Below are 13,887 nucleotides of genomic sequence, written 5' to 3' on the forward strand. Positions count from 1 at the left end.
AGCAATAGGCCAGCACGGAGGGTCCGCCGGGACGGCCCGCCTTGCCGAACTGACCATAGGCTTCATAGCCATCGACCTGCAGGATACCGTGATAATCACCGAGGAGCTTCTTCGCCCACATGCCGCCCCGGCCCGGCATGTAGCTGTAAATGATCGCGGGTGGATCGACGCCGCCAGATGCCCGATCATCTCGGACCATCGCCCACAGGTAGCCGGTCTTCGTTTTGCCGCTTCCCGGTGCGAGCACCTTGGCTGTGGTCTCGTCGACGAACAGGCGATCGCTCTTCAGAAGCTCCGCCTTCTGCCGGTCGACGATCGGCTTCAGATAGCCCGCCGCGCGGCCGACCCAGCCCGCGAGCGTCGCACGGTCGATCGTCACGCCCTGGCGCGCCATCATCTGCGCCTGCCGGTAGAGCGGAAGGTGGTCGGCGTATTTCTTGACGAGGATGTCGGCGAGCAGCGCTTCACTCGGCAGGCCGCCCGGCACCACATGCGCGGGAGCCTTCGCCTGCGCGACGCCATCGCCGCAGGACCGACACGCCATCTTCGGCCGCACCGTCACGATGACGCGATATTGGGCGGGGATGATGTCGAGCCGTTCGGACCGATCGTCGCCGATCCGGTGCAGCGCACCGCCGCAGCCCGCGCAGCAACCGGCCTCGGGCGCGATCTCGATCTCGTGACGCGGAAGATGCGCCGGCAGCGAGGCGCGGGACTCGTCGGCCGCCCGCTTGCGCCGTGCCGGCGCGATGCCGGTGGCTTCCTCTCCCTGTTCGACGAGCAACTCGGCTTCGGCCATCGACACGTCGCGATCTTCGAGCGCCAGCGCGAGCTGACCGCTGTCGATCTTTTCCGATCGCTTGCCGAAGTGCATGCGGTTGAGAACATCAAGAAGGTGCTGGAGCCGGGCGGAGCGGAGCCGTTCGGCGATGATCATCGCCTTCAGTGCCTCGACGTCGTCGGGCAGCTCTTCCACCCCCTCGCTCATGGTGCGGATAGATAAATTATGTCGCGGTTTTCTGCCCGTTTTCTGCGGCCAGACGAGTCATTTTCACGGCCTATAACGCCATCACCGGACGCGCCACGCGCGGGGCATGAACACGCGCCCAGTCGAGCCCTTCGATCAGCGCCGAAGCCTGCGCCGCGGTCAGGCTCATCACCCCGTCGCCGAAGCGCGGCCAGCGGAACGTGCCCGTCTCGAGCCGCTTCGTCACCAGCACCAGGCCGGTCCCGTCCCATAGCAGAAGCTTGATCCGATCGGCCCTTTTGCAGCGGAACACGAACATGATTCCGGAAAAGGGATCGCGTTGCAGTTCTTGCTGCACGAGCGACGCCAGCCCCACCATTCCCTTGCGGAAGTCGACCGGCTTCACCGCCACCAGCACTTTGAGCGGTCCCGGCGGAATGATCATGTCGACACCTGCACCGCCAGCAGCACGCGCTCGATGTGATCTGCCGTCGTGCCCTCGGGAATGCGGATCGTCATGCCCTTGATGTTGATCCGGATCTCGGCGCTGTTCCCCCGCGCTTTCGGCTCCTCGACCATCGCCGGAACAAAGGCCGGCGCGTCGGCCGATTCCATCCGCTCCCGCGCTTCCCGGCGCCAGGCGTAGAGCTGCTGCGGCAGAATATCGTTCCGGCGCGCGATATCCGAGACGTTCGCCCGCGGCGCCATGCTCTCGGCGATGATCCTGGCCTTCGCTTCCGGCGTCCATTGCCGACGCTCGCGACCTGCCGGGATCACCTCCATCGGGCGAGCACGGCCGTTCCCGTTGCTTTCGAAGCCACTTTCGAACGTGGTTACATCACCCATCACTCGCTACGCTCCCGATTCAGCAGGCCCGCAACATAGCAATCTCAAAACATTCGAAAATGTGGGGGTAGATTATCGCTTACCCCGAGTCTCCGCCCGCCCCAACGCTGGGGCCAGATACTCCTTCAACTCATCAAGCGCCGCCCGCCAATCGACAAGCGTTCCTGCCCACTCCGCAACCGCCATGATCCGATCCTCCGCCAATCTATCGCGAAAGAATCAGATTTTGGTCATAAATGCAACTGTAGTACTAAGCACGAAGGCGATCTGCGCCTCCGAAAACTTCGATCTTTTCATCAAACCCTCCGTATTCTGGCCCTCCAATCATAACTGGAATTTTCCAGCTCGAAACGGTCCAGAATTCCGGGTGCAGGTCACAAGGCGGAAAACTCCAGACCCGAGTGGTCTGAGGTTGGGTAGCAGTGCAGCTTGGGGCAGACTCTACATCAAATCGAGGGAGCCAGCGGGTGGCAGGTCAGGCCGTATCGCGGCCCGCCGCAACACCGCGGCAAAACGCATCATGAAACCGGTAAACGGCTAACCCCTGCAACTGCCGCCCTCACCTGATGCTTACGCATATCCGGGCAGGTGTGGCGGTGCAGGGCACGAATCTGTGTCCTGCACCGCCGATAGATCAGAACCTGATCTCTACACTCGCGCCCACTTCGCGCGGACGTTCGTAGATGACGTAAGCCCCAAGCGGTCCTGGCGAAATTTGCTGGGCCACCGCTGCATTGGTAAGATTCTTCGCGAATATCCGGAAAGTAAGGTCGTCATTCGGACTGGTCCAACCGATCTCAGCCGAGACGAGCTCATAGGAATCCTGCCTGAAGGTATTCAGAAAGTCGTAATAGACCGGGCTTGAATGGAATAGACTTCCGCCGAGGAAGGCTTCTCCATCGAATGCATCAAAGCTGTAGCGCCCACCTAGGGACAACGTGAACTCAGGTGTGCGGATCAGTTGGTTTCCCGATGCATTGACAGAAGTAACGGTGTTTCCACCGCCCAGTCGGGGAATGAAAGCCTGCGCGTTGGGGAAACTGTCATACTTGGCATGCGTGTATGCAAGCGCTGCCCGCAGATTCAAGCCCGTGATGGGGTCTGCTGTAAGCTCCAGTTCGCCACCATAGATTTTGGCTTTGGCGGCGTTCTGTAGCACGAACGAGTTGTTAGCCGCTCGCGCTGTCACCTGCATATCGTCATAGGAAGAATGGAAGGCCGCCAGGTTTGCGCGCAGCCAGGGCAGCGGTTCAGACTTTACGCCAAACTCGAACGCGCTGATCGTTTCCGGATTCACTGCGACATTGGACGGGCTGAACGTGTTGAAGACGCCGCTTTTGAACCCCGTTCCGTAAGTGCCGTAAATGTTCAGATCAGGTGTGGCTTCATACTGAACGGAGACGCGATAGGTGAACTTGTCGAACTTCTTTTCCGCATCCGTGAATAGCTGAGCGCCATTGATACGCTGCGAAAATTTCCTTGTCTCCGTCGTGAAACGACCGCCAAGTGTAATCGAAAGCTGCGGCAACACCTCATATGTACCCTCAGCATAGGCCGAGTAGGAAGCGGTCGACACTTTCGGCTCAAACCTGATTGGCACAATAGGCAGTGCCGGGTCTTGGCGATTTATCAAGGTGAGGGGCTGCTCACCCTTCAATTCATAATAATAGAGTCCGGCAGTCCAGCTCAAAGGACCGCTGGTATCCGAAATCAAGCGAAGTTCCTGGGTTAACGTCTCGGGCCTGACCCGCATGTCGGTTTCGCCGAGCACGATGTTGGTGGCATCGGAATCGGCATTTTGATGCACACGCGTCCGCATGAAGGAGCTGGAAGATTCCAGAATGACTCCACCCAAATCCAACTCGCCCTTGAGAGCGATATCGAGCCGATTGTAGTCAGACAATCCCGCAGTTCCGGTTGCGTTGACATAGCTTGATGTTTGCCATGGCTTGTTGGGGACGATCGCTCCGGCGTACAGCGCTCCCAGTGAGTTTCCTTTAAAGGGTTGAGCGAGCCCAGCCGTTTCCTCATGCGTGTCGACATAGCCGACGGTGAGCACGAACTTGGCCTTGTCGCTAGGCTGGAACAGGAGCTTCGAGCGGACCGAGATAGTTTCTCTGTCACCGACAGTGCCGCCATTGAACAGGTTGACCGAATATCCGTCCTGGTTGCGATAGAGCACTGCGACATCGGCAGCGATTGTGTCGGTCAAGCCGCTGGTAACATAGCCGCTAATGTCGAAATTGTTCGCGGATTCGCGTGTGCGCGACCCACTTGCCTTGAAACGGCCCCGCGCACTAAACTGCGGATCCGGGGTCACTACGTTGACGAGGCCACCTGTCGCGTTACGACCGAACACTGTGCCCTGCGGTCCGCGAAGAACCTCTACACGCGAAACTTCGACAAGGTCGATCTGCGTCGAATAGGGGTCGCCTTGATAGATCCCGTCAACATAGACGGCGACGTTGGATTCGTCCCCAACCGAAGTTCCGTTCGAGCCGACACCGCGAATGCTGGGCTGCATCACGTTCTGGTTGCGGCCGCCGTTATAACCAGGAGCAACCAGGTTGAGCGAACGCACATTTTCAACACCCGCAGTCGTCAGTGTCTGGCTGGACACCGCGGTCACTGCGACAGGAACCTTTTGCAGGCTTTCTTCCCGGCGTGTCGCGGTAACAATAATCTCGCCGTCAGAAGGGTCAGCCTGCTGACCGGTTTCTTGTGCCGGGTTGGTTGTGGTTCCCTGCGCGTAGGCCGCAGCAGGAAGAAGCATTATCGGCATTAATGCCGCGCTAGCAAAAAACTTCATTTTCATTCTTATTGCCTCCCGTAGAGCGTCTAATTAATCGACATGTCTATAAAATTATAAATCACAGAATTATTGCAATAATTCTTGCGCCATTTCCTTGAGTCGTTTCTTGTCCGGTTTGCGTGCAGGAGTTTTCGGAATCTCATCGAGCACGACAACGGTTCGCGGAATTTTGTATTTTGCCAGGTTTTCGGCGCAGTGTTTCAGAAGAAACGTCTCGTCCACCCCGGATTGCTGGCTGGCGGCCACGAAAGCAAACGGAACCTCGCCCTTGCGAACGTCAGCGACGGAGACCACCGCCGCGTCGGAAATTGCCGGAACCAGGGATAGAACTTCCTCAATCTCGCTTGGGTAGACATTGAACCCGCCGACAATCAGCATGTCCTTCTTGCGGTCTACTACCGTTAGAAAGCCGTCTGGCGTGAGGAAACCGATGTCACCCGTCGGCAGCCAGCCATCCTCGGTCACCGGCGGAAGTCCCATGTACCGGTCAATCACCCTTTCGCCGCGGATAAGGATCTCGCCATTCTCGTTGGCGGGAAGCTGCTTGCCGCTACCGTCAAGATCCGCAATGGCAACTTCTATGCCCGGTAGGGGAAGGCCGGCCGTGCCGTATTGATGGGTGCCGTCGAGCGGCTGCGCCGTCAGCGGCCCACCTTCGGTCATGCCGAAGGCTTCAAGGATAGGCAGGCCGGTTTTGGCCTCCCATCGTGATAGGGCTTGCTGCGAGAAGACCGATCCACCACCGGGGCAAAGCCAAAGGGCCGACAGATCTGCATCAGGGGCAGCGAGCAGGCCTTGATAGATTGCGGCGGGGCCGCCGCTGAAGACGCTAGCGCGATACTTCTCCATCAAGCTTGCGACCAGGTCAGGCTGAAAGCGGGGAACGACTATGAGGCTCGAGCGGCCATAGACCGGATTGAAGCAGCCCATGTGTATCCCCCACACATGGCTTACCGGGGCGACATTGAGCCACACCTCTTCCAGCAGGCGCGTTGGCCACGCCGTATGCATCGCCTTGATGAGGCTCATTTCGGAACGATGGGTGCGCTGCACGCCCTTGGGCGTCCCGGTCGATCCGCCAGTAAACATGATAATGCAGGGACTGTCGCCCGTGATCTCCACGTCAGGCCTTGTCGGCGTGGTATCGAGCAGTTCGTCGATGGAAACGCCGCCCTCGCCGACGATAATCAGGGGCGCATCGGCATTCTTGGCGGAAGCCTCGACAACCTCGGAACTGCTCTGGTCAGCCAAGACCAGCCCGGGCGGGGCTATATCGAACAGGGTACCGATCTCGCGCGGGGTATAATCCGCGTTGATAATCGAAATTTCTGCACCGGCGCTCAACGCGGCAAAAATAGCAACATTGGCCTCGATAGAATTGGACATGCAGATCGCGACGCGCCCTGACGGCATGACTATCTTGCCAATCCGCCCGGCAAGGCCGGCCACCGCTGCGCCAAACTGGGCGTAGGAAAGCCTCTTGTCGTCATCGATAAGCGCAACCTGATCCGGACGCGCCTCCACGGTGTCCCAGAACATCGTTACGACGTCTGAATATTCCTTCCGGGAAAACACCGGATCTCCATCCGCGATGCGACGGAGTATCTCGGCCCTGGCTTTCGATTTTTGCATTTTTGCACCATCTTCGACGGGAACTGAGTAAAGAAAAGGTAGGACGCGTCTGCCGGTTTGGCAGACGTTCAGTTGTTCCGGAGAAAGCCCCGAACCTGGTCAAGGAACTGATCTTCGCGCTCCAGTTGCACCCAGTGGCCGCATTGACCAAACACGTGCATTTCCGACCTCTTGAGGTGTTCATGCATTCGGACGGCAACCGACAGCGGAATCATCTTGTCCTCCCGACCGTGTAGGATGAGGGCGGGCACGTCGATAGCGTCCAGTTGCTGGAGGGGGATGCCCTTGACGATCCGCGGCCCCTTGGCTTCGTGCTCGTCGCCGGGTTGCAGCTTCTTGATGGTTTCTTTCCCGCTGGCGATCTTGGCGACCCGCAGCCGCGCCTCGACAGCCTCGTCGGTGACGATCGAAGGGTCGTAGGGAAAGGCGCGCATCATCGCACGCATCGCATCCGTGCTGGGTTCAAAACTTCTGCTGTTTGCCAAGCCCTGGGTCTGCTCGAACTCGCCCGCTGGCGTTCCCATCAGGACGAGCGAGCGCACCTTGTGGGCGTGATAAGCCATCATTCCGAGAGCAAGCGCGCCGCCAAAACTGTTGCCGATCAAGGTCACGCGATCCAGCCCCATAGCGTCGATGAAGCCAGCCAGATGCTTGGTCCACAGCTTGATTCCCGGCTTTTCACCTTCGGGAAGCGGACTGAAGCCAAACCCCACGACATCCAGGGCCAAAACGCGATGCGTTTCGCCCAGGCGAGGCAGTATCCTGTGCCAGTTCTGCCAGGCCGTGACTCCCGGACCCGAACCGTGAAGAAGGATCACCGGATCGCCGGCACCGCTTTCATGATAATTCGTATGGATGCCATCGACATCCATCGAAACCCCGATATCGGGGATCACCGCACCATCGAGCATCTCTCTCTCCCAGACCCGGAATTTTCTCATATTCTTGTGCTTATGTGTTGCGAGGCACCTCCGTTAATGTCAATACGCCAGAGTATGGATTGCCGATTTGGCATCAGCTAAAAGTCAGAGGGTGAGAAATGACGGGGAATCTTGCAGGCCAAACCGCACTGATTACAGGTGCGGCGTCAGGCATTGGGGAGGCCGTGGCCCTGCGCTTCGTGGAAGAAGGGACAAATGTTGTTGCGCTGGATCGCAATGCGGATGCACTCGCCGATCTAGCAGATCGCCTGGGCGATCGGTGTGCAACCGTGGCGGGCGATTGCAGCGATACGGCCGTTTGCGATAGCGGTGTCGCACTGGCGCTTGAAAAATTCGGCAAACTCGATTGCGTGGTCGCAAATGCGGGCGTTTATGACTGGTACAAGCGCATCGACAGAATGTCCGCAGCCGATCTGCAGGCCGCGTTTGAAGAGCTGTTCCGCATTAACGTTCTATCGACCTTGCTGATCGCACGCTCTTCTGCCGCGGCACTGAAGGAATCGGGCGGCTCTTTGATCGTGAGCTGTTCCAATGCCAGCTTCAGGGCCGGCGGCGGCGGCACATTGTACACCGCAAGCAAGTTTGCGCTGCGTGGCGTGGTCTACCAGCTGGCTTATGAATGGGCGCCCCATGTTCGGGTGAATGGTGTCGCTCCCGGAGGCACGGTGACCGGTCTTTCGGGGCTTAATGCGCTGGACAGTTCGGCGCGACGGCTGGATGCAGAGGGCAGGACCGTCGAGATGGTCGCGAAGGCATCTCCCCTCGGACGAGCCGCAGCTGCCGAAGATCAAGCTGGATGCTATGTGCTGCTTGCATCGAGACGAGATGGCAAGAACCTCAACGGAACGATCCTGGTAAGTGACGCAGGACTCAGCACGAGAATGGGATAAGGAGGTCGGTGCAACTGCAGATCTGCTTGGTAGAAAGGTCGGCTCTAGGGAACCCGGAGTAAAGCGGAAATTTCCTCTGTCGCTGCATTGATGCGTGGCAGGAGCTTGAGCAATTCCTCTTCCACCTCGTCCAGTTTGTCATGTTTACAAGTGTCGGTGACGGATATTGCCGCAATGATCCGACCGGTCCGGTCATGTATCGGTGCAGCGAGGCAGCGCAGTTCGGGAAACATTTCGCCCCGGTCGATCGCCCAACCCTGATTGCGAACCGCCTCTAACTCCGTTCTCAGGGAATCTGGCTGCGAGATGGTAGTCTTCGTGAGGGAAACGAAATCCCCGGGGGCCAGGTATTCGTCAAGCTGCTCGGGAGAAAGCTGAGCGAGCAGGACCTTCCCGATGGCAGTGCAATAGGCCTCAAGCTCGGTCATCTCTCGCGATGGCGGGCGCGAATACCCGGCTTCGATCCTGACCAGATACCGGACAAGATTATTTCGGAAAACACCCAGATGTACAGTGCGTCTGCAATTCCTGGCCAGAATCGCGATGATCGGTCTGGTTGCGCTGGCGATGATGGCATCGAGATCCGCGCGCGACGAGAGTGCCACACTGGCCAGGCCAAGGCCATAACGACCACGGCCCTGCCGCAGCAAATATTTCCGCGACAAAAGTGGCCGAATGAGGCGGTGAACCGTCGATATTGGAATTCCCGACTTTTCGGATATTTCCCTCACTGTCAAAGGTGCAGACGAAAGACATTCCAGCAAATCGAGCAATCGCTCGGCAACCGATGTACCGGCCTCTTCGTTCATTTCGGCTCAACCTCTCAATAGGTGAGATTCTATGCCGAAAAGCTTGCCTGTCAAGGGTGGCAAAAAAGGCAGAGCTGGGCAATGTCGGAAAGGCAGATAAATGCCATCGTCAGCCGGCAGCGAAAAGCTCGTCAACCCAATCAAATATTGATTGATGGTTCGCTTGATGTGGATTCCGTCGATCGTGACGGAAAAGAATGAATGCATAGAAAAAATGTTCTGGAATACAGAATTGTTTGAGGAAGGGATTGGAAATGGCAATCGAAATTTCGGAGATCACGTCGCTTGGCGATGAGCTCTATGAGGCTCTTGTTGCGGGTGCGACGATCCCGAATCTTCGGGACCGAAATCCGCTGATGGATGTCGTCGACGCCTATCGGATTCAGGAGCGCATGATTGCTCGGCGTATAAATGCGGGCGAAAGGATCATCGGCAAGAAAATCGGGGTCACTTCGAAGGCGGTGCAGGAAATGATCGGGGTCTACGAGCCCGATTTTGGTCAATTAACCGATGCGATGCTGGTCCCCGATGGCTCAACTATCGACATAGCGACTCTCATTCAGCCCAAGGCTGAAGGCGAGATCGCCTTCAGCCTGAAGCGAGATCTGGTCGGGCCTGGGGTGACGGCAGCCGATGTTCTGGAAGCGACCGACTATGTCGCTGCATGCTTCGAGATCGTCGACAGCCGCATCCGTGACTGGGACATCAGGATCGAGGATACGGTTGCCGACAATGCGTCCTGCGGCATCTTCGCAATGGGCACAGAGCGGGTCGATCCGAGGGACATCGATCTTGCTGGCGTGAGCATGAGGATCGAGCGCAACGGGATTGAAGTCGCCAACGGCGTAGGGGCAGCCGTCCAGGGTTCGCCACTCAACTCGGTTGCATGGCTTGCCAATACCCTGGGTCGTCTCGGCATGCCTTTCAAGGCAGGCGAGATAATCCTTTCCGGGGCGCTCGGTCCGATGATCGAAATAGCCGCCGGCGACGCCTTATTGCTCAGTCTGAGCGACGGGCTGGGAACGTGCCGTCTTACCTTCGAGTAATCCTTGGTCCGCTGAAGGGCGGATGCCCAAACCCCCGAAATGGGCGCGACCATTAGACCATGATGCGATCACAGCCACGATCCAGTTACAAGAAAGAAATTCAGATGGAAAAAATCAAATGCGCAATAATCGGGCCGGGAAATATCGGCACCGATCTGCTCTACAAATTGCTGCGCTCTGAGGTTCTCGAACCGGTCTGGATGGTCGGTATTGAGCCCGGTTCCGAAGGCCTCGCCCGTGCGGACAAGCTCGGCCTAAAGACAACCTCTGAAGGTGTCGACGGGCTGGTTCCCCACGTGATCGCGGATGGTGTGCAGATCGCCTTCGATGCAACTTCGGCCTATGTTCATCCCGAGAACAGTCGCAAGCTCAATGAGCTGGGCGTTCTGGTCATCGATCTTACGCCCGCTGCCATCGGCCCGCTGTGCGTCCCCCCGGTCAACCTGAAGGACCTTGCCGGTCGTCAGGCCATGAACGTCAACATGGTCACTTGCGCCGGACAGGCGACAATCCCCATGGTTGCCGCCGTCAGCAGGGTGCAGGAAGTAGCCTATGCCGAAATCATTGCCACTGTCGCGTCGATGTCGATCGGCGTAGGTACGCGCAAGAATATCGACGAGTTCACCCGCACGACCTCGGCCGCAGTGGCGAAAGTCGGCGGAGCTGCGCAAGGCAAGGCGATCGTGATCGTGAACCCGGCGGAACCGCCGCTGATGATGCGCGATACCGTCTATTGCGAAACTGTCGATGAACCCGACCAGGCAGCCATTACTGCTTCGGTGCAAGAGATGATCGCCGCAGTTCAGGAATATGTTCCCGGCTATAAATTGAAGAACGGCCCCATTTTCGAAGGCCGAATAGTATCGATTTTCCTGGAGGTCGAGGGATTGGGCGATTTTCTTCCGAAATATGCCGGAAATCTCGACATCATGACTGCGGCCGGCGCGCGCACCGCCGAGATGTTCGCGCGGGACATATTGGCGGGACGGCTCAAGTTGGAACCAGTGAAGGAGAACGCATGATGAGCCTTGAGGATAAGGTCAGAGGCCGCAAGGTCAAGTTACACGATATGTGCCTGCGCGATGGCATGCATTCGATGCGCCATCAGATAACTCTGGAACAGATGATTGATATCGCTTCAGGACTTGACGATGCCGGAGTGCCGTTGATCCAGGTCACCCACGGCGACGGGCTGGGAGGATCGTCTCTCAGCTATGGCCGCGGCCTGCATTCCGATCGCGAGTACATCACGGCGGTGGCCAAAAATGTTAAGAATGCGGCAATCTCGGTCCTTCACGTTCCCGGCATCGGCACGCTTGATGAATTGCGCATGGCTGCCGACTGCGGGGCGAGTTGCGTTCACGTTGCCTCCCATTGCACCGAAGCGGATGTGACCGAACAGCATATCGGTTTGGGACGGGAACTGGGCTTGGATACTGTCGGCTTCCTGATGATGGCGCACATGACGCCGCCCGACCACATGATCGGACAGGCGCTGCTGATGGAAAGCTATGGGGCACAGACGATCTATTGCGTGGATTCGGCCGGCTACATGCTACCCGATGAAGTCACCACGCGCATCGCTGGCCTGCGCACGGCCTTGCAGGATGAGACCGAGATCGGCTTTCATGCCCACCATAACCTTGGTATGGGAGTTGCGAATTCGCTGGCAGCTGTCGCTGCCGGCGCAAACCGAATTGACGGCTCGGCTGCCGGGCTTGGTGCAGGGGCTGGCAATACGCCGCTGGAACTGATGGCTGCCGTAAGCGAACGACTGGGCATCGAGACTGGTATCGACTTGTTCAAACTGATGGATGTTGCGGAAGACCGAGTCTTGCCGATCATGCCGCAGCCGCCGAGGGCGGATCGGGATTCCATCACGCTGGGCTTTGCCGGCGTTTATTCGACGTTCCTGTATAAAGCCAAGGAAGCGGAACGCAAATACGGCCTCTCTGCTCGAGACATCCTGATAGAACTGGGGCGCAAAAAGATGATCGGCGGTCAGGAAGACATGATCGAGGACACGGCTCTTTCGATGGCCAAGGCCCGCGCACTAATCTAGCCTAAAACCTGACACCCGGCAGACCGGGCGGCGCTGCAGTTCGCCGCCCGGTCCACCCTCACCCCTGTAGATGCCGTGCCTGCGGAACTGCCGACCCATGCGGCGTATCGCATTGAGGCGGGCGAAGCCGTTCACGCACGCTAGCGTGGCGCAAGACGTTCGAGCTCGCGCAGGTCCAGCCGCGAAATCTTCATGTTCTCATTGCGCGGTATTTCGTCGACGATGGACAGGATCGTGGGAATTTCCATTGGCGAAAGGCGACCAGAGAGAAACTCCCTGAGCTCATCGAGATCAAGCTGCTCGCCCCCACGAAGGCTCACAATCGCCTTTGCGGTTTCGCCCCGGTATTCGTCAGGTACACCGATGACCGCCGCTTCGCGAACAGCGGGATGGCCAAGTATCGCGCTTTCCACGTCGGCAGGGTAAATATTGTACCCACCGGCAATTATCATGTCCTTGAGCCTGTCGCTGACGGTGACCAGTCCATCTTTGCTCATCGAACCCAGATCGCCGCTGCGGAAGAAGCCATCGATAAAACCTTCGCTGGTAGCGTCCTGATTGCGCCAGTATCCCTTCATCACTTGCGGGCCGCGAAGGCAGATTTCCCCTACCTCACCGACTGCTGCACGTTGATGCGGGTCATCGACCTTGCGGATCTCGACCTCCGTGAACGGCAGCGGAACACCCGTATATTCTGCCAGCGCTCGGTCAGACGGTGAATAGACGACGGCCGGCGCGGTTTCGCTCATCCCGTAAAGGGTGGTGATCCAGTGCCCGGTGGCCTGCAGGAACCGGGCCTTCAGCTCCGCCGGGACGGGCCCGGCGCCGCATTGGACGCACTTCACGCCGGACCAGTCGATCGGTCGCTCCCGAGCCGCTTCAAGCAAAGCGGTGGCCATCGTTGGTGCCATCAGCAGAATGGTGATCTTCCGCTCCTCGATCAGGTCGAGCGTCTTCATCGGATCAAAGCGCGGCAGCGATACGAGCTCGCCCGCCAGCTGTACGGTGAAATTCTGGACCGGGCCGATGCCGCCCGCATGAGTCACCGGTGCAGCAGAAAGCATGACTTCCCTGCCGGGCTCGAGCTGGGGATACCAGCTGACCATCTGGGCAGCATTGGTCAGCAGGTTAAAATGAGTGAGCACCGCTGCTTTGGGTGTGCCGGTGGTGCCGCCTGTGAACTGCAGCACTGCCGGCTGGGTCACGGGATCGAAGGTCGCCCGCTCTACCGACGCATCAGCAGCCAGCAAGTCGGAAATGGCCCATACATTACTTGGCCCGAACGGTTGGTTCGGGTCGATCACCTCACGCGGGTCCTTCTTGAAGGAACCTACCAGGAAAGTGACTGGCTGCCCGGTCAGTTCGCGGATCTGATGTGCCTTTGCCAGCAATCTGGGCTCATCAAGCGTGATGATCGCCTTGAGACCGCTGTCGATACATTGTCCAGCCAGCCGGTCGACACTGTATAATGGATTGAGCCCGACATATACTGCCCCGATATGCCACATCGCGAAACAGCCAAGCGTGAACGCGGGGTGAGGCGGCCCCATATACCCGATCCGATCCCCAGACATGACCCCCATCTGCGCCAGGCCCGCGCCAAGGCGAGACGCAAGCAGAGCAACCTCACCGTAACTCAGCGTCCAATCCTCCAGCGTGAGGCAGGGCCTGTTGGGAAAGGAATAGGCGGCATCGTCAAGCAGCGCGGTCAGCGCACGCGGTTCGGGCGGCGCGAGATCGCGCGCGGTGGCGGGATAATGCCCTTCCCAGGCAGGTCTATTCTTGTCGGCTGTCATCAAGTCATCCTTTGCACGATGCCACTTGTCAGGACCCCCCTTTGTCCATACTCGGGCGAATGGAAACTTTGCAAGGGAACGGTTGA

General features: G+C 58.5%; 12 protein-coding genes and 1 pseudogene. 5 read left to right on the forward strand and 8 right to left on the reverse strand.

Annotated elements, in window-relative coordinates:
• Position 1 precedes the first annotated feature (1 nt).
• The 6 genes and pseudogenes from tnpC to CDQ92_RS00275 all read right to left on the reverse strand — a co-directional run.
• Positions 2–988 (reverse strand): annotated as a pseudogene (gene tnpC / locus CDQ92_RS21485) (IS66 family transposase); the annotation flags it as partial.
• A 70-nt stretch (positions 989–1,058) separates the two neighbouring features.
• Positions 1,059–1,412, reverse strand: a complete 354-nt coding sequence (gene tnpB / locus CDQ92_RS00255) for an IS66 family insertion sequence element accessory protein TnpB (protein WP_088439037.1) — start codon at positions 1,410–1,412, stop codon at positions 1,059–1,061.
• Entirely contained in the window at positions 1,409–1,813 is a 405-nt protein-coding gene (gene tnpA / locus CDQ92_RS00260; RefSeq protein ID WP_088439039.1) for an IS66-like element accessory protein TnpA, read from the reverse strand. The genes tnpB and tnpA overlap by 4 nt, the downstream gene beginning before the upstream one ends.
• A 634-nt stretch (positions 1,814–2,447) precedes the next feature.
• Complete coding sequence (locus CDQ92_RS00265) at positions 2,448–4,628, reverse strand: TonB-dependent receptor (protein WP_088439041.1); 2,181 nt, start codon at positions 4,626–4,628, stop codon at positions 2,448–2,450.
• Between the two features lie 63 nt (positions 4,629–4,691).
• The gene (locus tag CDQ92_RS00270) at positions 4,692–6,257 is read right to left on the reverse strand and encodes a class I adenylate-forming enzyme family protein (protein ID WP_088439043.1); all 1,566 of its coding nucleotides are present in this window, start codon (positions 6,255–6,257) and stop codon (positions 4,692–4,694) included.
• A gap of 68 nt (positions 6,258–6,325) precedes the next feature.
• Positions 6,326–7,168, reverse strand: a complete 843-nt coding sequence (locus CDQ92_RS00275) for an alpha/beta fold hydrolase (protein WP_158213745.1) — start codon at positions 7,166–7,168, stop codon at positions 6,326–6,328.
• Positions 7,169–7,296: 128 nt separating this feature from the next.
• Between CDQ92_RS00275 and CDQ92_RS00280 the strand changes: the two genes are divergently transcribed.
• Complete coding sequence (locus CDQ92_RS00280; RefSeq protein WP_088439047.1) at positions 7,297–8,088, forward strand: SDR family NAD(P)-dependent oxidoreductase; 792 nt, start codon at positions 7,297–7,299, stop codon at positions 8,086–8,088.
• 44 nt (positions 8,089–8,132) lie between these two features.
• On the opposite strand, the gene CDQ92_RS00285 is transcribed toward CDQ92_RS00280, so the two are convergent.
• Positions 8,133–8,897, reverse strand: coding sequence for an IclR family transcriptional regulator (locus tag CDQ92_RS00285; RefSeq protein ID WP_088439049.1), 765 nt, complete (start codon positions 8,895–8,897; stop codon positions 8,133–8,135).
• Positions 8,898–8,918: 21 nt separating this feature from the next.
• On the opposite strand from CDQ92_RS00285, the gene CDQ92_RS20690 reads away from it, so the two are divergent.
• The 4 genes from CDQ92_RS20690 to dmpG all read left to right on the forward strand — a co-directional run bounded on the left by CDQ92_RS20690 (position 8,919) and on the right by dmpG (position 12,005).
• A complete protein-coding gene (locus CDQ92_RS20690) occupies positions 8,919–9,098 on the forward strand; it encodes a hypothetical protein (protein ID WP_144035663.1) in 180 nt (59 codons plus the stop codon).
• A gap of 53 nt (positions 9,099–9,151) precedes the next feature.
• Positions 9,152–9,943, forward strand: a complete 792-nt coding sequence (locus CDQ92_RS00290) for a fumarylacetoacetate hydrolase family protein (RefSeq protein ID WP_088439051.1) — start codon at positions 9,152–9,154, stop codon at positions 9,941–9,943.
• 104 nt (positions 9,944–10,047) lie between these two features.
• Complete coding sequence (locus tag CDQ92_RS00295; RefSeq protein WP_088439053.1) at positions 10,048–10,965, forward strand: acetaldehyde dehydrogenase (acetylating); 918 nt, start codon at positions 10,048–10,050, stop codon at positions 10,963–10,965.
• Positions 10,962–12,005, forward strand: coding sequence for a 4-hydroxy-2-oxovalerate aldolase (gene dmpG / locus CDQ92_RS00300; RefSeq protein WP_444544650.1), 1,044 nt, complete (start codon positions 10,962–10,964; stop codon positions 12,003–12,005). The genes CDQ92_RS00295 and dmpG overlap by 4 nt, the downstream gene beginning before the upstream one ends.
• Before the next feature lie 140 nt (positions 12,006–12,145).
• On the opposite strand, the gene CDQ92_RS00305 is transcribed toward dmpG, so the two are convergent.
• On the reverse strand, positions 12,146–13,801 hold the full coding sequence (locus tag CDQ92_RS00305; protein ID WP_088439057.1) for a class I adenylate-forming enzyme family protein: 1,656 nt from the start codon (positions 13,799–13,801) through the stop codon (positions 12,146–12,148).
• Positions 13,802–13,887 lie beyond the last annotated feature (86 nt).

The organism is Sphingopyxis bauzanensis, assembly GCF_002205675.1.
GTDB lineage: Bacteria > Pseudomonadota > Alphaproteobacteria > Sphingomonadales > Sphingomonadaceae > Sphingopyxis > Sphingopyxis bauzanensis.